The following is an 18,873-nucleotide window of genomic DNA, read 5'->3' as shown; positions in this document are numbered from 1 at the left end:
CTTCCGGACTTCAGGCTTGAGGAGAAGACTGCAGCAGCGCGGCGAGCGCGGCCGGGGACAGCGGTGCGTTGCCGCGGGACAGCGCGTCGGACAGCGCGTCGATCAGCACCAGGCCGCCGTCGCCGCACAGGCCGACGATGCGGCCGTCGATGACGTGCAGACCGGGGGGGAGACCGGCCAGCACCTGCCTGGGCGGCATCTCGGCCGGCAACGGGCGGCGCGCGCGTTCGACCACCAGCCGGTGGCCCTTCCATTCGGTGAAGGCACCGGGATAGGGCGGCGCGACCGCGCGGATCAGGTTGTAGACGGCCGCCGCCGGCTGCCGCCAGTCGATGCGGCCGTCCTCGGGACGGCGGCCCGAGAAATAGCTGCCTTCGGCCAGCACATTGGGACGGCGCGGCGTGTTGCCGGCCAGCATCGCCGGCAACACGCGCCACAGCGTCTGCTCGGCCGCCACGGTGACCTTGTCGAAGACCTGCTGCGCGGTGTCGTCCGGCAGGATCGGCACCGCGGTCTGCGCGACGATATCGCCGGCGTCGGGCTTCGCCTCCATCGCGTGCAGCGTCGCGCCGGTTTCGGTCTCGCCATGCAGCACGGCCCAGTTGACCGGCACCCGGCCGCGGTATTTCGGCAGCAACGACCCATGCATGTTGAAGGCGCCGTGCGGTGCCAGCGCCAGCAAGGCCGGCGGAATCAGCGCGCGGTAGTAGAACGAGAACAGCAGGTCGGGCCGCGCCGCCTTGACCGCGGCGGCCAGCGCCGGATCGTTCGGATCGTCGCCATACACCAGCGGCAGGCCGAGCTCCGCGGCGGTGTCGGCCACGCGGCGGAACCAGATCGTTTCATCGGGACGGTCGCGATGCGTGACCACCAGCGGCACCTGCACGCCGCGCGCGTGCAGCACGCGCAGGCAGCGGTCGCCGACGTTGTGGTAGGCGAACACTACGGCGCGCATGGCGGCTTCCGGTCATGACGCGGATCGAGACGAGCGGGCTCTCCACCTTCGCCGAACTCGTCGAGCCCGCTCCAATCGTCCTGCGCCGCGCGGCGTCCGCCTTCGCCGCGCACCCCATCGCCCTGCGACGCATCCAGAATCGCCTTGATCCGATAACGCGGCCGGTCGCGTACCTGCTGATAGATGCGGCCGACATATTCGCCCAGCAGGCCGATGCCGAACAGCATGATGCCGACCAGGAAGAAGTTGAAGGCGAACAGCGTGAACAGGCCCTGGACCTCCGAGCCCAGCAGGAAACGGCGCACCAGCAGCACCACGAACAGCACGCCGGACAGCAGGGACAGCGCCGTGCCGATCATCGAGAACCATTGCAGCGGCACGATCGAGAAGCCGGTGACCAGGTCGAAGTTCAGGCGCACCAGCTGGTACAGCGAATATTTCGATTCGCCCGCGTGGCGTTCCTCGTGGCCGACCTCGATCTCGACCGGATTCGACGAGAACGTGTAGGCCAGCGCGGGGATGAAGGTATTGACCTCGCGGCAGGCATTGATGGTATCGACCACGCTGCGGTCGTAGGCGCGCAGCATGCACCCCTGGTCGGTCATCCGGATATGCGTGATCCGCTCGCGCAGCCGGTTCATCGCGAACGAGGCGACTCGCCGAAACGCGCTGTCATGGCGCTGGCGGCGGATCGTGCCGACATAGTCGTGGCCGGCGCGGATCGCTTCGACCAGCCGCGGGATTTCCTCGGGCGGATTCTGCAGGTCCGCGTCGAGCGTGATCACCATGCGGCCGCGCGCATGCTCGAAGCCGGCCAGGATCGCCATGTGCTGGCCGAAATTGCCGTTGAACATCACCACGCGCGTGACCTCGGGCCGCTGGCGGAATTGCCGCGCCAGGATCTGGGGCGAGCGGTCGGTGCTGCCGTCGTTGACGAAGACGATCTCGTAGCTGGTGCCCAGGCCGTCGAGCGCCGGATAGAGCCGGTCGAACAGCGCCTGCAGGCCGGCCTCCTCGTTGTAGACGGGGATCACCACCGACACCTCGATCGGCCGGGCGCGCGGCGGCGTGGGCCGGCCGGGCAACGGCGCGGTCTCGTCGTCGCGAATGCGGGAGGGCTGACCCGGCAGCGGATGCGGCATCGCGCAGGACACCAGCTCGGAAGTTACGGAAGCAGACGTTTGCATGTGTCGTTCAGCGTGGCGCAGACGCGCTCGACATCGGCCTCTTGCATGGCCGGGAAGAGCGGCAGCGTGAGAATGCCCCGCCCGATGCGCTCGGCGTGCGGCAGCATGCCGTCGCGCCAGCCCAGCGAGCGGTAGTACGTAAACAGATGCAGCGCGGGGTAGTGCACGCCGGTACCGATGCCGGCCTCGCGCAGGGCCTGCATCACCGCGGCGCGTCCGCCCCGCAGGCGCTCGGCGGGCAGTACCACTTGAAACATATGCCAGTTCGACAGTGCTGTCGCGGGGTCGCCGGCGACCGGCAGCTCGATGCCGAGTTCGGCAAGGCCATGCCGCGCGGCGGCGTCCATGTAGGCGCGGGCCAGCGCGGTACGGCGCGCGGTGATCGCGCCGAGCCGCGGCAGCTGGGCCAGCCCGATCGCGGCGTTGACGTCGGTCAGGTTGAACTTGCCGCCCGGCACCTCGACGTCCATGCCATCGACGCCGCTGCGGATCACGCCCTGCAGCCGCAACCGCTCGGCGCGCAGCGCCTCGTCCTCGTCGTTCATCACCAGGCAGCCGCCTTCGACCGTCGTGATGTTCTTGTTGGCCTGGAAGCTGAAGCTGACCAGGTCGCCGAAACTGCCGATGCGCCGGCCGCGCCAGCGCGAGTCGATCGCCTGCGCGGCGTCCTCGATCACGCGCAGGCCGTGCTGTTGGGCGATCGCGTAGAGACGGTCCATGTCGACCGGCAAGCCGGCCAGATAGACCGGCAGGATTGCGCGGGTGCGGGGCGTGATCGCGGCCTCGACCGCGTCGAGATCGAGGTTGCGGGTGCGCGGATCGATGTCGACGAAGACCGGGCGCGCCCCGACCGCGACGATCACGTTGGCGGTGGCGACCCAGGTGATCGCGGTGGTAATGACCTCGTCGCCGGGACCGATGCCGGCGATCCGCAGCGCGATCTCCATCGTCGCCGAGCCATTGGCGAACGTGCGCACCGGCCGGCCGTCGAACAGCGCCGACAGCGCGGCCTCGAAGGCCTGCATCTTCGGGCCGGAGGTGATCCAGCCCGAGGCCAGCACTTCGCCGACCGCCGCGATCGCGTCCGCGTCGATGTCGGGCCTGACGAAGGGCAGGAAGGGTTCGGCGGATCGGGTGGAAGCGGGCATCGGGCGAATCGGCAAGGACGTCGGCGTGGATCGGTGGCGAGGAACGGCGGAGGTCAGGAACAGGAAGGTCAGGAACGCGCGATCAGGAACACGCCAGCCAGGATCAGCAGGATGCCGGCCATCCGCAATGGTCCGATCATCTCACCGAACAGCCACCATGCGGCCACCGCGTTGACCACATAGCCGAGCGACAGCATCGGATAGGCCATCGATACATCGACGCGTGACAGACCGACGATCCACACCGCGACGCTGGCGACATAGAGCGTCAAGCCGGCCAGCACCGGCCATTGGGCCAGCACGCGCAGCGCGGTATCGAACAGCGTGGCGCGGTCCAGCGCGATCGCGCCGACCGCATTGACGCCGGCCTTGAGCAGCAGTTGCGCGCAGGCGTTCAGCAGCACGCCGGTCAGGATGAAAGCGAAGGTAGTGATCGTCATCGGTTCGAAGGAATGGCGCGGGTAGCGGCCGGCGGCGGGGCGAAATTGGTGACCACGACGCGGCGCACGTCTTCGGCGACCCGATACATCGGCAACGCCTGAGCCTGCAATCTGGTGTACATCTCCGGCGACATGATGGCCACCGCGGGGCGGCCGCTGCGCCAGGTCTGGGCGAAGCCCTCCAGCGTCGGAATCCACTTGTCCGGTTCCTGCTGCAGGCCGAACTGCAGCTCGTCGGGATGCCAGACCAGCGTCAGCGGATGGCGCAGGTAGAACGGCAGCGTGTGGTCGAGCATGCCGACGCCATAGAACGGCATGTCGTCCTTCAGCACTTGCTGAATCGCCGGCACCAGGTCGATGCCGGAGGTGCGCCGGCCCATCACTTCGTGTCCGAGCAGTGCGACCGTGAAGCTGGTGTACATCGCCAGGCCATAGCAGACGATGCTGGCCAGCCTGCCGTTGCGCCGCGCCAGCCAGTGGGCGAGCAGCACGCCGGCGAACATCACGACGAAGGCGGCGCCGATCCACAGCGCGAAGACCCGGTAATAGGCGTTGGGCGTGTTGTCCGAATCGAGCGTGGCGACCACCGGCGTGGCGGCCAGCCCGAGCACCGACACGGCCAGCATCAGCAGCAGCAGGCGCCGCCAGCCGGTGTCGCCAATGCGGTCCAGCGCGACCCCGGCCAGCATGCCGAGCGCCGGGAAGATCGGCACGATGTAGCCGGGCAGCTTCGAGTTCGACAGGCTGAAAAACACGAAGATGGCGCCGGCCCAGACCAGCATCAACAGCGCGGGGCGCAGCGGGGCGGCGCCCGCCGGCTGCGCGGCTTCGGTGCGCTCGCGGCGCACCGCGCGCCAGATGCCGGGCGCGAGCGCCAGCCATGGCAGGAAGCCGGCCAGAAGCAGGGGCACGAAGTACCACACCGGGCCCTGGCGATGATGGACGCTGGTGGTATAGCGCTGCCAGTGCTCGTGGATGAAGAAGAAACGCAGGAATTCCGGATTGCGCTCGGCGATCAGCCAGAACCACGGCACGGTGATCGCCAGCAGCAGCGCGGCGCCCCACAGCAGATGCAGACGGCGCCACAGCGCGAAGTCGCGGGTGATCGCGGTGTACACGACCAGCACCAGCCCGGGCAGTGCAATTCCGATCAGACCCTTGGTCAGGATGGCGACGCCCATCGCGGCCCAGCAGCCCAGCATCCAGCCGCGCCGGGCGGCGGGCGTGGTGTCGGGGTGTTGCGCCAGCAGCATGCAGGCCAGCACGCAGGCCAGCGCGCCGCCCAGCGTCATGTCCAGCGAATTGAAGTGGGCGGCGACGCTCCACATCGGTGCGGCCGCCAGCGCCAGCCCGGTCAGCCAGCCGGCGCGCGCGCCGAACCAGCGGCCGGCCGCCCACATCGACGCGAGCAGGCCGACGAAGCCCGACAGCGCCACGCACAGCCGCGCCTGCCATTCGCCGAGCCCGAAGGCGGTATAGGTCAGCGCCGTCACCCACAGGTGAAAGGGCGGCTTCTCGAAATACTTGACGCCGTTGTAGCGAATCGTGACCCAGTCGCCGCTGGCGAACATCTCGCGCGCGATCTCGGCATAGCGGCCTTCGTCGGAGCGCAGCAGATGGCGGGCGTCCAGCGTCCCGAACCACAGCAGGACGATATAGAGGACGACCAGGGCGATCACCGCCGCGGACAACCCGGCGGCTTGCGTGGTCGGAAAACGGCGCATGAAACTCCTGAAACGGTGCGGCGCGGCCTTGGCCGCTTGCTGACAACCCGCTACGGAGCCATGCGCTCCGTGTGGTGCTTACGACGCCTGTGTCAACGGCGAAGTTCGCATTTTGTGCGAAAGCGATGACACTCGATACCGAAAAATGTCCTACACGGGTCTCGCGGGCGGGTTTCGGGCGGCCCGGGACATATGTCCTGTGCTTTGGATGGCACTTCTTGGCGCTTCGAAGGCGTGTCAAAACGCGGGCGCAAAAAAACCCGCGCGCGGCGGGTTCTGGAATTCGCATCGATATCCGCATGGGATATCCCGCATGGATATCCGGATGGGGTCGGGCCGCCCCCGGGGTGGCCCGTGCACCGATCTCAGTTGGCTGGCTTGGCGGGCTTGGCCTTCTTCGCCTTGTTGTGGCCGTTCTTCTTGCCCTCGTCCTGGCCCGGCGCCAGGTCGGCGCGGGTGCTCTGGTTGGTTCCCTGGGTATAGGGATCGAACTTGTCGCCGGCCTTGGCGCCCTGGCTGTAGGGGTCGAACTTATCGCCCGCCTTGGCGCCTTGCGAGTACGGGTCGAACTGCTTCTTGCCGCCGGTGTTCTGGGCGTGCGCCGCCAGCGGGGCGATGCCGATGCACAGCGCGATGGCCGTCGCGACGAACTTGCTCATGATGTCTCCTCGAAAGTTGCCGTCCACCGGATGGGCGGCTGACGATGGGCGGGCGTCGACACGCCGCCCGCGCCAGTGTCTCCAACCTGTCTCGAGGCTGTCAAGCGAGTCACATCGGCTGCGGTCAGCGCGTCGCGCTCATGGAAAGCGAGCATTGCCGCGCGTCGGCGCTTCGGTATGCGCCTATTCGGTCACGGCGTCGGACGGATGCTTCCACGCCTCGCGAACCTCGGCCGATGGGGCGAGCGCCAGGTTGATATTGCGCGCGCCGATCGGCTTCTGGAACCAGCGCTGCTGCAGCGTCTCGATCTGCGGGCTGCCGTAGACGCCGGCCAGCGTCTGGTCGACCAGCTGCTTCCATGCCGGGTCTGCCTTCGACAGCATCAGCGCGTTCTGCTCGACCGACAGCGCCGGGCCGACGATCACAAATTGGGACGGGTCCTTGGCGCGGGCGCGCAGGCCGGCCAGCAGCACGTCGTCCATCACGAAGGCCTGGGCGCGGCCGGACTCGAGCAGCAGGAACGATTCGCCATGGTCCTTGGCGTAGATGTCGCGGTAGCCGTACTGGCCCTTGAGCCGGCGCACATGGCGGTCGCCGGTCGAGCCGGCGCTGGTCACCACGGTCTTGCCGCGCAGATCGTCGAGCGAATCGATGCCGGAATCGGCGCGCACCAGCATCCGCACCGCCGACACATAGTGGGAGACGCTGAAGGCGACCTGCTTCTGGCGCTCCAGCGTATTGGTGTTCGGCGCGCAGTCAAGGTCGACCAGGCCATTGACGATGCCCGGGATGCGGTTCTGCGGGGTCAGCGGCATCCAGCGGACCTTCAGGTCCTTCAGGCCCAGTGCCTGGCGCGCGCCCTCGGCCGCGCGCAGGCACAGGTCGACCGCGTAGCCGGCCGGCTGGCCCTTGTCGTCGGCAAACGAAAACGGCAGCGCGGACTCGCGGTAACCGAGCACGATGGTGCCGCTGGAGCGGATCTTGTCGAGAACCGGGCCGTGCAGCGCCTCGGCGCCGGCGGCATGCGCGACGCCGGTGCCGAGCAGAGCGGCCGCGAGCAGCACCGGGCGCAGCGAACCAAGAGAGCGACGGAAAGAGCGGAAGGAAGGCAACATGGCGGGGCGATAGAAAACAGCAAAGACCCAAGGGTAGCGATAGCTTTGTCCCGGGGGAACGACAACTTCGTCATAAGTAAATACCCTAGGTCAATGTGCCGAGCCGGACGCAACGGCAGGGAACGACATGCCGATGCCTGCACGTGGCCCCGGGTACAATCCCGGGCCACGCGGTCCGGTGCCGCGCCGCGCACGGGCGCGTCGGGGCCGGGCGGCGAATTCCCGTTCGGTTTCCGTCTTGTCCTCCATCTCTTCGCAACCCGCGCGCCTGGCCGGCATCGATGCGCTCAAGGCCATCGGCTCGCAATTGATCGTGCTGCATCACCTGGCCTTCTACGGGCCGATGTCCGATGCGGCGCATTCCCTCGCCCCCGCCTTGATCGACTGGCTCGCCGACTACGCGCGCATCGCGGTGCAGCTGTTCCTGGTGATCGGCGGCTTCCTGGCCGCACGCAGCCTCGCCCCGGACGGCCTGCTGCGCACGTCGCGGCCGCTCGCGGCGCTGCTGCGGCGCTATCGCAAGCTGGCCGTGCCCTTTGCCGCGGCGATCGGCCTGGCCATCGCCGCGGCGGCGCTGGCGCGGCAGGGCATGGACCATCCGTCGATCCCGGCGCCGCCGCAATGGGGGCAGCTGCTGGCGCATCTGTTGCTGCTGCACGACGTGCTCGATATCGACGCGCTGTCGGCAGGGGTGTGGTATGTCGCGATCGACTTCCAGCTGTTCGGGCTGCTGTTGCTGACGCTATGGCTGGCGCGCCGATTGCCCGCGGACTGGCAGGTCCGCGTGGGCGCCGCACTGGTGGCGGCGCTCGCGCTGGCCTCGCTGTTCTGGTTCAACCGGGACGCGGACTGGGACATGTGGGCCATCTATTTCTTTGGCGCCTACGGACTGGGCGTGCTCGGCTACTGGGCGTCGAACCCCGGCCGCTCGGGCTGGTGGCTCGCGGCGCTCGCCGCGGTAGGCATTGCCGCGCTGATGGTCGATCTGCGCTCGCGCATCGCGCTGGCGCTGGCCGTCGCGCTGCTGCTGACGCTCGCACGGCGCGGCGGCTGGCTGGCGGCGTGGCCGCGCGGCCGCGTCTTCGCCACGTTCGGCGCGATCTCGTACTCGGTGTTCCTGGTGCACTTTCCGATCTGTCTGCTGGTCAACAGCCTGATGTCGCAGCTGGCGCCCGGCATGCCGTGGCTCAATGCGGCGGGCATGGCGCTGGCGTGGTTGGCGAGCAACGCCACCGGTGCGCTTTTTTACCGATATGTCGAATCGCGCGATCCGTTCGCATCGCTTGGCAAGTTGTTGTTGCGCAACCGCGAGGGGCTGGCGCGCTAGGGGGCGTTGCCCATCCGCAACATGGCACGCGCTGCACGATACGCGGGCGCCGCATGAACCGTTGTTGTGCCGCGTTCGGTGAGGCGGCGTACTCAAAAGGGGAAAACGCCCATACGCGCTTGGCATGGCGATTGCCTACCATCAAGGTAAACCTGACCGTTTGGTCAGGATTCACGCCTCGAGGCTGCCATGTCCGATCACATCGTCCTGACCTCGCACGCACGCCGCGACAAGCCGGCCGAGCCGATCCACTGGGGGGCGCCGACCGCGGCCGAACGCGGCCCCGTGATCGCGACGCTGACCAATCCGGCGCACCGCAACGTGATCGGGACGCATGCCGGCGCCTACGCCGTCTATCGCGCGCTGGCGGTGGCTTCGGGCAAGCTGCAGCGCGACCATCGCCCCGACCTGACCGACACGGCGCCGGCCGAGCCGATCGGCCCGCATCCGCAGTGGGGCGATCCCGACACGATCGTGTCGCTGGACCCGTGGGGCCATCTGGTGTCGACCGTCTTCGCCGACCGCATCGCGGCCGGCGTCGATATCCGGCCGACCATCGCGGTTACGCGCGCCCATATCAACATGCCGGAACTGATGGCGGCGATCGCGGCCGGCCGGCTGATTCCCGATGGCAGGATCCTGTTTGCCAACGGCGATGTGCGCGTCACCAAGGCCGCGGTCGATCCGGTCTGGTATCTGCCCGGCATGGCACGCCGCTTCGGCATCAAGGAAAGCGCGCTGCGCCGCAGCCTGTTCGAGCAGACCAGCGGCATGTTCCCCGAACTGGTGACGCGGCCCGATCTGAAGGTCTTCCTGCCGCCGATCGGTGGCATGACGCTGTATTTCTTCGGCGACGTCAGCCTGCTGGGCAAGCCGCAGACGCCGGTCGCCTGCCGCGTGCACGACGAATGCAACGGCTCGGACGTATTCGGGTCTGACATCTGTACGTGCCGTCCTTATCTGGCGCACGGTATCGAGGTGTGCATCGAGATGGCGCAGCAGGGCGGCGTCGGACTGGTGGTCTACAACCGCAAGGAAGGCCGCGCGCTGGGCGAGGTCACCAAATTCCTGGTCTACAACGCGCGCAAGCGGCAGGTCGGCGGCGACCGCGCCGAAACCTATTTCGCGCGGACCGAATGCGTGGCCGGCGTGCAGGACATGCGCTTCCAGGAGCTGATGCCCGATGTCTTCCATTGGCTGGGCATTCGTCGCATTGACCGCTGGGCCTCGATGAGCAATATGAAACACGGCGCGCTGGTCGCGCAGGGAATCGAAGTGGTCGAGCAGGTGCCGATTCCCGACGCGCTGATTCCGGCCGACGCGAGGGTGGAGATCGACGCCAAGGTGGCGGCGGGCTACTTCACCCGTTACACGCCTCCGGACGCCACCGAACTGACGGTGGCCAAGGGCAGGGGACTGGACGAATGACAGAACGAGACGATGCAGCATCGATGGGCGCGGCCGGGCAGTCCGGCGTGCAAGCCCGCGCTTCGCGCGAGGGCTGGCAAAGCTGGGTCGAACCCGATCACCCGGCTTCGGCGTTGCTGACGGCGCAGGCGGTGCGGGCGCGCTGCGCCGCGGTGACCGCCGCGGTCGCGGCCGGCGACTCGCAGTGGTTCAGCTGGCATCCGCAGCGGGTCGCCGCGATCGCCGACTATGTGGCGACCACCATCCGCTCGCGCTACCGCGATCTGCAGGTGCCTTACCACAGCCGCTGGCGCCATTTCGAAAGCGGCGGACCGGGCGAGCTGCGCGACCGCTGGGGCATCCTGTGCGAACGCGCCGCGCTGACCGGCGACGATCATCGCGAGGAGCGCGCGCGCATCGGCATCGACCTGGTGATTCCCAGCGTGCTGCTCGACGCGGGCGCCGGGCCGGACTGGCGCTACCGCGATCCGGCCAGCGACCTGAGCCTGAGCCGCTCCGAGGGGCTGGGCGTGGCCAGCTTCGACCTGTTCGCGCGCGGCGGCTTTTCCGCGACGCCGGACGAGCCGCTGCGCTCGGATGCCGAGCGGCTGGCGCAGATCGATCCGTCGACGCTGGCCACCGCCTTCCAGGTCGCGCAGCACAATCCGCTGGTCGGGCTCGAGGGCCGCGCCGGCCTGGTGCGCCGGCTCGGCAAGGTCGCGCAGGCGACGCCGGCCGTGTTCGGCGAGCCCGCCAGGCTCGGCAATCTGTTCGACTATCTGAAGGCGCATGCCAGCGAGGGGCGCATCGACGCGGCCTTCGTGCTGCGCACGCTGTTGGTCGCGCTCGGGCCGGTCTGGCCCGGACGGCTGCAGCTGGAGGGCGTCTCGCTCGGCGACTGCTGGCGCCATCCGGCCAGCCCCGACGGGCTGGTGCCGTTCCACAAGCTGACCCAGTGGCTGACCTACTCGCTGCTCGAGCCGCTCGAGGACGGCGGCCTGACGGTGACCGGGCTCGATGCGCTGACCGGCCTGCCCGAATACCGCAACGGCGGCCTGCTGTACGACTTCGAGTTGATGGTGCCGCGCGATGCGAGCTTTGCCGAGGCGGTGCACCGGGTCGACGAGCCGGCCATCGTCGAATGGCGCGCGCTGACGGTGACCGGCCTGGACCTGGTCGCCGAGGCAACGCGGCAGGCGCTGGGCCTGTCGGCCGACGCCTTCCCGTTGGCGCGCGTGCTGGAGGGCGGTACCTGGGCGGCGGGACGGCGCATCGCCGCCAAGCGCCGGCCGGGCGGCCCGCCGCCGTTCGCGATCGACAGCGACGGCACGGTGTTCTGAGTTCCCAGTCCGTGCAGGGCGCGGCCGCCAGCATGCCGTCAGCATGCCGCCAGCATGCCCCCCACGAGCCGCGCGCCTGCACGCCGTCGTTTCGCCCTGGCCAGATCCGGCCACCGCCGCATCGAGGAGTGCCATCATGACCGCCCTGTCTGCCGATCTGTCCGTCGATCCGTCCGTGGCGCTGTCCACGGGGCTTCCCGCCGGCATGCCGCCCATCGCGCCGGCCGCCGCGCCCGTGATGGTGGTCGACCACCCGCTGGTGCAGCACAAGGTCACGCTGGTGCGCAGCGAGGACACCACCACCGACAACTTTCGCCGCCTGGTGCGGGAGATCGCGCAGCTGCTGACCTACGAGGCGACGCGGGATCTGGCGATGGAGACCGTGGCGATCAAGACGCCGATCGCGCCGATGCAGTCGCCGATGCTGTCGGGCAAGAAGCTGTGCCTGGTGTCGATCCTGCGCGCGGGCAATGGTTTCATCGACGGCATGCTCGACCTGCTGCCGGCCGCGCGGGTCGGCCACATCGGCCTGTACCGCGATCCGGAAACGCTCGAGCCGATCGAGTACTACTTCAAGATGCCTGACGATATCCAGGAGCGGCAGGTCATCGTGGTCGACCCGATGCTGGCGACCGGCAATTCCGCGATCGCCGCGCTGAACCGGCTCAAGGAGGCCGGCGTCACCGCGCTCAAGTACGTCTGCCTGATCGCCTCGCGCCCGGGCTTGCGAGCCTTGCAGGCCGCGCATCCCGACGTGGCCATCGTCACCGCCGCGATCGACGAACAGTTGAACGAGCACGGCTATATCGTGCCCGGACTCGGCGATGCGGGCGACCGGCTGTACGGCACGCGCTGACGCCGGGGCGCCCGTCCCGGCCCGGTCCGTGAAGGCGCTGCCGTTGCCCCCGCCACGCCGGACCGCGCCATGGACGCGCTAGCTCCCGCCGCGCGCCTGCAGGCGCTGGCCGGCCGCGACGGCAACGCGGGCCGCATCCGCCAGCGCAACGAGGCGCGCATCCTGCGCGCGGCCGAAGGGGTGTTCGCGCGGGCCGGCTTCGCGGGCGCGACCATGGCGGAAATCGCCGCGCGCGCCGGCGTGCCCAAGTCGAACCTGCACTACTACTTCCGCACCAAGCAGGCGCTCTACCGCGCGGTGCTGGCCAACACGCTGCGGCTGTGGCTGTCGCAGGCCGACATCATCAGCGCCGAGCGCTCGCCCGAGGCCGCGCTAGAGCAATACATCCGCGCCAAGATGCGGCTGTCGGCGCGCTATCCCGACGCGTCGCGCGTGTTCGCCAACGAACTGCTGCATGGGGCGCCGGAGATCGGCGACGTGTTGCGCGACGCGCTGCGCAGCCTGGTGGGACGCAAGTCCGTGGTGATACGCGGCTGGATCGCCGCGGGCCGGATGGCGCAGATCGATCCGAGCCATCTGTTCTTCACGATCTGGGCCGCGACACAGACCTATGCCGACTTCGAGGCCCAGATCTGCGCCGTGCTCGGCGTGCAGCGGCTGGAGCGGCGCGATTACGAACGGGCGACCGAGCATCTGGTCGCCCTGGTGCTGCGCGGCTGCGGGCTGACGCCGCCCGCGCCGTCCACGGCGGCAACGCCGTCCCGTCATGGCCGCCGTGCCCGCGCCGCGCCGGCACCTGGAGCGCAGCCCGTCGCCGGCGAACAAGCGACGCCACGGCGCCGCGCGTTCCAGCGCAATGCCGATCCCTTGCCGTAAGGCACACGCAATACCCCCGTATACCCGGAGGCCCGACATGCTCGATCTGATCGTTCGCGACTGCAACCTGCCCGACGGCCGCACCGGCATCGACATCGGCATCGCCGGCGGCCGCATCGTCGCGGTCGAGCCGGCGCTGCCGGCGCAGGCGGCCGAGCAGATCGACGCGGCCGGTCAGCTGGTGTCGCCGCCGTTCGTCGACGCGCATTTCCATCTGGACTCGACGCTGTCGCATGGGCTGCCGCGCGTGAACCAGTCGGGCACCCTGCTCGAGGGCATCGCGCTGTGGGGAGAACTGAAGCCGCAGCTGACGCAGCAGGCGCTGGTCGAGCGCGCGCTGGCGTATTGCGACTGGGCGGTGGCGCGCGGCCTGCTGGCGATCCGCTCGCATGTCGACGTCTGCGACCCGCGGCTGCTGGCGGTCGAGGCGCTGCTGCACGTGCGCGAGCAAGTCCGGCCTTACCTCGACCTGCAACTGGTGGCCTTCCCGCAGGACGGCGTGCTGCGCAGCCCCGGTGCGCTGGACAACCTGAAGCGCGCGCTCGACATGGGCGTGCAGGTGGTCGGCGGCATTCCGCATTTCGAGCGCACCATGGCAGACGGCGCGGCGTCGGTGCGGCTGCTGTGCGAGCTGGCCGCCGAACGCGGGCTGCCTGTCGACATGCACTGCGACGAGACCGACGATCCGATGTCGCGCCACGTCGAGACGCTGGCCGCGGAAACGGTGCGGCTCGGCCTGCAGGGCAGGGTGGCCGGCTCGCACCTGACCTCGATGCATTCGATGGACAACTACTACGTGTCCAAGCTGCTGCCGCTGATGCGCGAGGCGGGCATGGCGGCGATCGCCAATCCGCTGATCAACATCACGCTGCAGGGCCGGCACGACAGCTACCCGAAGCGGCGCGGCATGACGCGCGTGCCGGAGCTGCTGGCCGCCGGCGTGCCGGTGGCGTTCGGCCATGACTGCGTGATGGACCCCTGGTATGGGCTTGGCTCGGGCGACATGCTCGAGGTCGCGCACATGGGCCTGCATGTTGCGCAGATGACCGGGCAGCAGGCGATGCGCGCGTGCTTCGACGCGGTCACCGAGACGCCGGCGCGGATCCTGGGTTTGTCCGACTACGGCATCGCGCCCGGCCGCCGCGCCGACCTGGTGCTGCTGCAGGCCGCCGATCCGGTCGAGGCGCTGCGGCTGCGCGCGGCCCGGCTGCTGGTGATGCGCGCGGGCAAGGCCATCGCCAGCACGCCGCCGGCGACGGCCACGCTGCGTTTGAGCGGCAGGCCGGAACGCGTGGATTTCCGCGTCGGCGGCGCGGCAGCGGGACGGTTGCCCGCCAGGTAAATATTTTTTGTGAAAGGGTGTTGACGACCTTCGGTTCGATCTGCATAATTGCGGTCTTCGCATCGCAGCAAACGTGACGCAAGACACGGAAGCGGCGAAACGAAGCCCAGGTGGCGGAATTGGTAGACGCACTAGGTTCAGGTCCTAGCGGTGGCAACACTGTGGAGGTTCGAGTCCTCTCCTGGGCACCAAAATCCTGAAGAGAAGGCCGTTGCAAATCGCAACGGCCTTTTTTTCGTCTGCGTTTTTCCTTCGCCGACTCTTCCCTTCGTCCGCGCTCTATCCGAGCGCCCGGTCGCGCGGTCCTCGCGTTCTCTCTGCGATTCCCGCTGCCTCACCCGCCGATTCCGTATCGCGGCGCGCCGTTTCAGCAGGTGCGCATGGCCGCTGCCGCAGCGCGCGCGTGCGAACATGGATCGGGTTGACGACCCTAACGGTTGCGTTGCCTTTGACCTATGCTCAGAACAAATCGGGCGCGCGGACATCAGCCCGAAGGTGGTCGCCATGGACATGGTCTTGTTGTCGAGAGAGAGGAAGACCGGCATTGCCGCTGGCCGGGCTTGCGTAGGCACCAACCATCGAAGGACCTGCCGCTGTCGCCGATGGCGCTACGGTTCCTGCGTCGCCGTGCTGCTGAGCGCGATCGCTCAGGCCGAGAGCGGGCCCCCCGGCAGCGAGGCCGTGCTCGGCTGGCAGCCACTGGGCGAGGAAGAGGCCGCCGCGCTGTTGGCCGCGCTGGACCCGGCTACGACGCTGCAACCCACCTCCACCTTTTCACCGCCCGACCCCTTCGAGTCCGCGCCTTCCACCGGGCACGCCGCCGTTCCCCAGCCATCGTCGCCCGAGGCATCGCCACCATCGTCCGCGCCGGTATTGTTGGCCTCGTTGCCGTCGACTCACGCCTCGGCATCGCCTTCGTCTTCGTCCTCCGCATCACGATCCGCTCTGGCGCAAATGGCTGCGGAATCCGACAGCGCGATTCGTGCCGCCCTGGCCGCCGAGCCGCGCGATGGCGCGCGGCGGCCCAGCTGGCTGCTGCACGCCGACGATGCGGCGTCCGCCAGCGGTTTCGTCGACACGCGCGTGCGCACGTTGTCGCTGGCGCTCGACGCGGTGCTGCCGCGCAGCGGGGTCACGATCCAGCCGCGCGTGCAGCTCGCCTACCAGCCGCGCGACGACGGCCTGCCCAACCCCGCGCTGGCCGCGATGCCGGCCGACGACCGCGCGACCGGGCTCGCGGTACGGCTCTACGGGGCACAGCCGACCCGGCTGGCCGGCGTCTATCCCTTCGTCGAGGCCGACCTGTGGCAGGACAGCAGCCGCAAGACCATCAACATCAACGGCACCCGCATCGACACCGACCTGCTGCGCGGCCTGTTCTCGTTCAATATCGGCGCGCATGGCAGCACCCGCGGCGGCGTCAAGATCTGGGTCAAGGTCAAGACCGGGCGCAATGCGGGCGGCATCATCGGCGCCCGCTACCGGTGGTAAGGGAGGGGCAGGGCATCGGCGCGCAAAAAAGGCTTGCGTTCCCATGCCACTGCGATACAATTGCGCCCTCGCGTGCGGCTGTAGCTCAGTTGGATAGAGTACTTGGCTACGAACCAAGGGGTCGTGGGTTCGAATCCTGCCAGCCGCGCCACCTATACGAAGGGCTTCCAGTGATGGAAGCCCTTTTTCTTTGCGCCCGCCTCCTGGGTCCGCCTTTGCGGCGGACCTTCGTGCAGGGTCTTCGTGCAGGGATGCGTGACAGCCGTTACAGCGCGGCGCGACAAGATGCTTCCGGCATTCCCTACACTGCGCTCATCCCGATTTGTGCAATGCCGCTCAGCCGGCATGCCGATTGCCATGAAGCCATCGAAGCTGCCGTTCTCCAGGCTGTTCTCCAGGTCGTCCTTCCTGCGGGCCTGCCTGTTCGTTTGCCTGTCCGCCTGCCTGTCCGTCAACGCCAATGCCTATGCCTATGCCGCCGATGATGGCGACGCCATGACGAGCGCGGCGATCGCGGCGATCGTCGATGCCGCCGTCAAGCCCGCGATCGCGCAGCATCGGCTTCCGGGCATGGCGGTCGCCGTGACCGTCGACGGCAAACGCTACTTCTACAACTACGGGCAGACCGCAATGCGAGGCGGCCGGCCGGTGACCAAGGAAACGCTGTTCGAGATCGGCTCGGTCAGCAAGACCTTTGCGGCCACACTGGCAGCCTACGCCGAAGCGAGCGGCAAGCTTTCGCTGCAGGATCCGGTCAGCCGCCACCTGCCCGCGCTGCGCGGCGGCACCTTCGACAAGGTCACGCTGCTGCAGCTTGGGACGCATACCTCCGGCCTGCCGCTTGCGGTGCCGGAGCGAATCCGCAGCGAGCCCGACATGGCCGAATACCTGTCGGCATGGCGGCCACCTTACCCGGTCGGCACGCATCGCGTGTATTCGAACAATGGCATCGGCCTGCTCGGCGCGATTGCGGCGGCCCGCCTTGGCGGCGCGTACAGCGATCTGGTCCACGCGATCGTGTTCCAGCCGCTCGGCATGAAGCACAGCTACTTCAAGGTGCCCGCCGAGCGGCAGGCCGACCATGCGCAGGGATATACCGCGGCCGATGCGCCGATCCGGATGAAGGAGGGCTATCTATGGGAGCCGGCCTATGGCATCCGCTCATCGTCCGGCGATCTGGTGGCGTTTGTCGAAGCCAATATGCCCGGCGCCCGCATCGACGACACGTTGTGGCAGGCGATCGCGCGTACCCATGTGCCGCGCTTTCGCGCGGGACCGATCACGCAGGACCTGATCTGGGAACAGTATCGCTATCCGCCGACGCTGCAGCAGTTGCTGGCCGGCAATGCCGCGATCCTTCGCGCCGAAGCCGCGACGCCGATCGTCGCGGCGCCATCGGAGCAGCCGGCGTATCTGCACAAGACCGGTTCGACCAACGGCTATTCGGCCTATGTCGCGTTCGTGCCGGACAAGCGGATCGGCATCGTGCTGTTGGCCAACAAGGCGTATCCGGTCGATCAGCGGGTGACGATCGGCTACGAGATCCTGTCCCGCATTGCCGAGCGCGCGAAGCGCTAGCGTGCCCCTTCACGCCAGCACCGTCATCGAGGCACCAACGGAAACCGCACCCGCGCGACCACGCCCGATGGCACGTCGCGGCGGTTGGCGATGCTGGCGTCGCCGCCGTATCGCTCGGCGATCGCCTTGACGATCGCCAGTCCGAGACCGCTGCCTTCGGTGCCATGGACGTCGGCACGGAAGAAGCGGTCGAACACGCGGGGCAGCGCCTCGGGCGCGACGCCGTTGCCGGTGTCGCGCACTTCGATGCAGGCGAGCCACTCGTCGCGATAGGCGCGCAGGTCGATGGTGCCGCCGTCCGGCGTGTACTTGATGGCGTTGTCGACCAGATTGCTGAGCGCCGTGCGCACGTCGGCCAGGTTGGCGCGCACCTCCAGATCGTCCAGCTGTTCGACGCCCAGATCGATGCCGTGCGCCGCCGCGCGCGGCAGATGCATCTCGATGACGTCGGGCACCACATCGCGAATCGCCACCGGCTGCGACGAGGCCCGCTCGGGCGGAGCGTCGGCCCGCGCGAGCCGCAGCAACTGCGAGATCATGCGCGTGCTGCGCGCGATCACATGCTGCAGCGCGTGGTATTCGCGCAGGCTGTCCGGCTCCGACAGCGTGCGGCCGAGGTTGTCGGCCTGGATCTGCAGCGAAGTCAGCGGACTGCGCAGCTCGTGGGCGGCATCGGCGATGAACTTCTTCTCGACTCGCAGCGACTGCGACAGCCGCGTGATCATCAGGTTGATCGACTGCACCAGGGGCAGCAGCTCGCGCGGCACCTTGTCGGTCGGCAGCGGCTCCAGATGGCCGATGTCGAGCCGCGCCGCGCGCTCGCCCAACGCCCCGACGCGCCGCAGCGCGCGCTTGACCGTCACGAAGATCGCCAGCCATGCCAGCGGGATCATCGCCAGCGCTGGCGTGGCACTGGCGATCGCGGCGTCTTCGGCAATGCGCTTGCGCGAGGCCTCGCGCTGCGCGACGTTGATGGTCCACCTCGGCCCGTGCTCCGAGTACACGCGCCACCGTTCCTCGTCGACCGTCTGCGTCGAGAAGCCCGGCGGCGCCTCGCGGCCGATGGTGATCCGGTCGCTGTCCGGATGCAGCGTCGGCTCGGGCGCGCCGAGCCAGATCTGGATCACGATGCCGTCGGATGCGTCGCGATAGAGGTAGAGCGGCTTGGTCGCGCGCGTCATGTCGTCGCTGACGCGGGCCGCCACCTCCTGCAGGCGGCGGTCCAGCAGTTCATGGATTTCGGAAGTGGCCAGCACATACGTCCATGCCGTATGCAGCAAGGCGAAGACCGCGATCACGGTGCTGAGCGCCACGCTGAGCATCAGGCTCAACGAGGGGTTGCGCGATGGCGCGGCACGCCGGACCGGATGCGGTGCGCGGGGCGAGGCCTGGTGCGGTTCGGTACGGGCGGGCATGGGGATCTGGCC

General features: G+C 68.8%; 15 protein-coding genes, 2 tRNA genes and 1 pseudogene. 10 read left to right on the top strand and 8 right to left on the bottom strand.

The annotated features are described in order from the left end of the window. Nucleotides 1–10 precede the first annotated feature (10 nt). The 7 genes from M1D55_RS06765 to M1D55_RS06735 form a co-directional block, all read right to left on the bottom strand. Nucleotides 11–955, bottom strand: a complete 945-nt coding sequence (locus tag M1D55_RS06765; RefSeq protein WP_456280457.1) for a formyltransferase — start codon at nt 953–955, stop codon at nt 11–13. Then, nucleotides 943–2,142: a glycosyltransferase gene (locus tag M1D55_RS06760; protein WP_456280456.1), complete on the bottom strand. Its 1,200-nt coding sequence runs from the start codon at nt 2,140–2,142 to the stop codon at nt 943–945. The genes M1D55_RS06765 and M1D55_RS06760 overlap by 13 nt, the downstream gene beginning before the upstream one ends. Further along, nucleotides 2,121–3,290 (bottom strand): DegT/DnrJ/EryC1/StrS family aminotransferase, encoded by a 1,170-nt coding sequence (locus M1D55_RS06755; RefSeq protein WP_232204651.1) that lies wholly within the window; start codon nt 3,288–3,290, stop codon nt 2,121–2,123. Before M1D55_RS06755 ends, M1D55_RS06760 begins: the two co-directional genes overlap by 22 nt. A 68-nt stretch (nt 3,291–3,358) precedes the next feature. Next, complete coding sequence (locus M1D55_RS06750) at nt 3,359–3,730, bottom strand: DMT family transporter (RefSeq protein ID WP_006578534.1); 372 nt, start codon at nt 3,728–3,730, stop codon at nt 3,359–3,361. Then, a complete protein-coding gene (locus M1D55_RS06745) occupies nt 3,727–5,454 on the bottom strand; it encodes a glycosyltransferase family 39 protein (RefSeq protein ID WP_064576909.1) in 1,728 nt (575 codons plus the stop codon). Before M1D55_RS06745 ends, M1D55_RS06750 begins: the two co-directional genes overlap by 4 nt. Before the next feature lie 365 nt (nt 5,455–5,819). Further along, nucleotides 5,820–6,113 (bottom strand): hypothetical protein, encoded by a 294-nt coding sequence (locus M1D55_RS06740; RefSeq protein WP_006577877.1) that lies wholly within the window; start codon nt 6,111–6,113, stop codon nt 5,820–5,822. Between the two features lie 183 nt (nt 6,114–6,296). Continuing rightward, nucleotides 6,297–7,229 (bottom strand): amino acid ABC transporter substrate-binding protein, encoded by a 933-nt coding sequence (locus tag M1D55_RS06735; RefSeq protein WP_456280455.1) that lies wholly within the window; start codon nt 7,227–7,229, stop codon nt 6,297–6,299. A gap of 247 nt (nt 7,230–7,476) precedes the next feature. On the opposite strand from M1D55_RS06735, the gene M1D55_RS06730 reads away from it, so the two are divergent. The 10 genes and pseudogenes from M1D55_RS06730 (at nt 7,477) to ampC (ending at nt 17,446) form a co-directional block, all read left to right on the top strand. After that, nucleotides 7,477–8,556 (top strand): acyltransferase family protein, encoded by a 1,080-nt coding sequence (locus M1D55_RS06730; RefSeq protein ID WP_456281316.1) that lies wholly within the window; start codon nt 7,477–7,479, stop codon nt 8,554–8,556. 189 nt (nt 8,557–8,745) lie between these two features. After that, nucleotides 8,746–9,984 carry a GTP cyclohydrolase II gene (locus tag M1D55_RS06725; protein ID WP_064576907.1) on the top strand — a complete coding sequence of 413 codons (1,239 nt, stop codon included), beginning with the start codon at nt 8,746–8,748 and terminating at the stop codon, nt 9,982–9,984. 23 nt (nt 9,985–10,007) lie between these two features. Continuing rightward, on the top strand, nt 10,008–11,303 hold the full coding sequence (locus M1D55_RS06720; protein ID WP_064576906.1) for a URC4/urg3 family protein: 1,296 nt from the start codon (nt 10,008–10,010) through the stop codon (nt 11,301–11,303). Between the two features lie 205 nt (nt 11,304–11,508). Then, a complete protein-coding gene (gene upp, locus M1D55_RS06715) occupies nt 11,509–12,159 on the top strand; it encodes a uracil phosphoribosyltransferase (protein ID WP_064576961.1) in 651 nt (216 codons plus the stop codon). Nucleotides 12,160–12,228: 69 nt separating this feature from the next. Further along, nucleotides 12,229–12,891: pseudogene (locus tag M1D55_RS06710) on the top strand (TetR family transcriptional regulator C-terminal domain-containing protein); the annotation flags it as partial. A gap of 181 nt (nt 12,892–13,072) precedes the next feature. Further along, entirely contained in the window at nt 13,073–14,377 is a 1,305-nt protein-coding gene (locus M1D55_RS06705) for an amidohydrolase family protein (RefSeq protein ID WP_456280454.1), read from the top strand. Between the two features lie 104 nt (nt 14,378–14,481). Continuing rightward, nucleotides 14,482–14,568 (top strand) — tRNA-Leu (locus tag M1D55_RS06700). A 763-nt stretch (nt 14,569–15,331) separates the two neighbouring features. Beyond that, nucleotides 15,332–15,868, top strand: a complete 537-nt coding sequence (locus M1D55_RS06695) for a hypothetical protein (protein ID WP_370646739.1) — start codon at nt 15,332–15,334, stop codon at nt 15,866–15,868. Nucleotides 15,869–15,942: 74 nt separating this feature from the next. Next, a tRNA-Arg gene (locus M1D55_RS06690) sits at nt 15,943–16,019 on the top strand. A gap of 206 nt (nt 16,020–16,225) precedes the next feature. Further along, a complete protein-coding gene (gene ampC, locus M1D55_RS06685; RefSeq protein ID WP_456280453.1) occupies nt 16,226–17,446 on the top strand; it encodes a class C beta-lactamase in 1,221 nt (406 codons plus the stop codon). Nucleotides 17,447–17,469: 23 nt separating this feature from the next. Here ampC and M1D55_RS06680 read toward each other — a convergent pair whose 3' ends face one another. Continuing rightward, entirely contained in the window at nt 17,470–18,861 is a 1,392-nt protein-coding gene (locus M1D55_RS06680) for a sensor histidine kinase (protein ID WP_456280452.1), read from the bottom strand. Nucleotides 18,862–18,873: the final 12 nt, after the last annotated feature.

This window comes from Cupriavidus sp. JZ107 (assembly GCF_053903255.1).
Note: the sequence above shows the minus strand (reverse complement) of the source record. Positions and strands in the feature narration are given on the sequence as shown.

Coding starts and splice junctions, on each gene's coding strand:
- M1D55_RS06760 (WP_456280456.1), bottom strand. CDS start 2,142: ATGCAAACGTCTGCTTCCGTAACTTCCGAGCTGGTGTCCTGCGCGATG.
- M1D55_RS06765 (WP_456280457.1), bottom strand. CDS start 955: ATGCGCGCCGTAGTGTTCGCCTACCACAACGTCGGCGACCGCTGCCTG.
- M1D55_RS06720 (WP_064576906.1), top strand. CDS start 10,008: ATGGGCGCGGCCGGGCAGTCCGGCGTGCAAGCCCGCGCTTCGCGCGAG.
- M1D55_RS06705 (WP_456280454.1), top strand. CDS start 13,073: ATGCTCGATCTGATCGTTCGCGACTGCAACCTGCCCGACGGCCGCACC.
- M1D55_RS06750 (WP_006578534.1), bottom strand. CDS start 3,730: ATGACGATCACTACCTTCGCTTTCATCCTGACCGGCGTGCTGCTGAAC.
- M1D55_RS06725 (WP_064576907.1), top strand. CDS start 8,746: ATGTCCGATCACATCGTCCTGACCTCGCACGCACGCCGCGACAAGCCG.
- ampC (WP_456280453.1), top strand. CDS start 16,226: ATGAAGCCATCGAAGCTGCCGTTCTCCAGGCTGTTCTCCAGGTCGTCC.
- M1D55_RS06745 (WP_064576909.1), bottom strand. CDS start 5,454: ATGCGCCGTTTTCCGACCACGCAAGCCGCCGGGTTGTCCGCGGCGGTG.
- M1D55_RS06735 (WP_456280455.1), bottom strand. CDS start 7,229: ATGTTGCCTTCCTTCCGCTCTTTCCGTCGCTCTCTTGGTTCGCTGCGC.
- M1D55_RS06755 (WP_232204651.1), bottom strand. CDS start 3,290: ATGCCCGCTTCCACCCGATCCGCCGAACCCTTCCTGCCCTTCGTCAGG.
- upp (WP_064576961.1), top strand. CDS start 11,509: ATGCCGCCCATCGCGCCGGCCGCCGCGCCCGTGATGGTGGTCGACCAC.
- M1D55_RS06680 (WP_456280452.1), bottom strand. CDS start 18,861: ATGCCCGCCCGTACCGAACCGCACCAGGCCTCGCCCCGCGCACCGCAT.
- M1D55_RS06740 (WP_006577877.1), bottom strand. CDS start 6,113: ATGAGCAAGTTCGTCGCGACGGCCATCGCGCTGTGCATCGGCATCGCC.
- M1D55_RS06695 (WP_370646739.1), top strand. CDS start 15,332: ATGGCTGCGGAATCCGACAGCGCGATTCGTGCCGCCCTGGCCGCCGAG.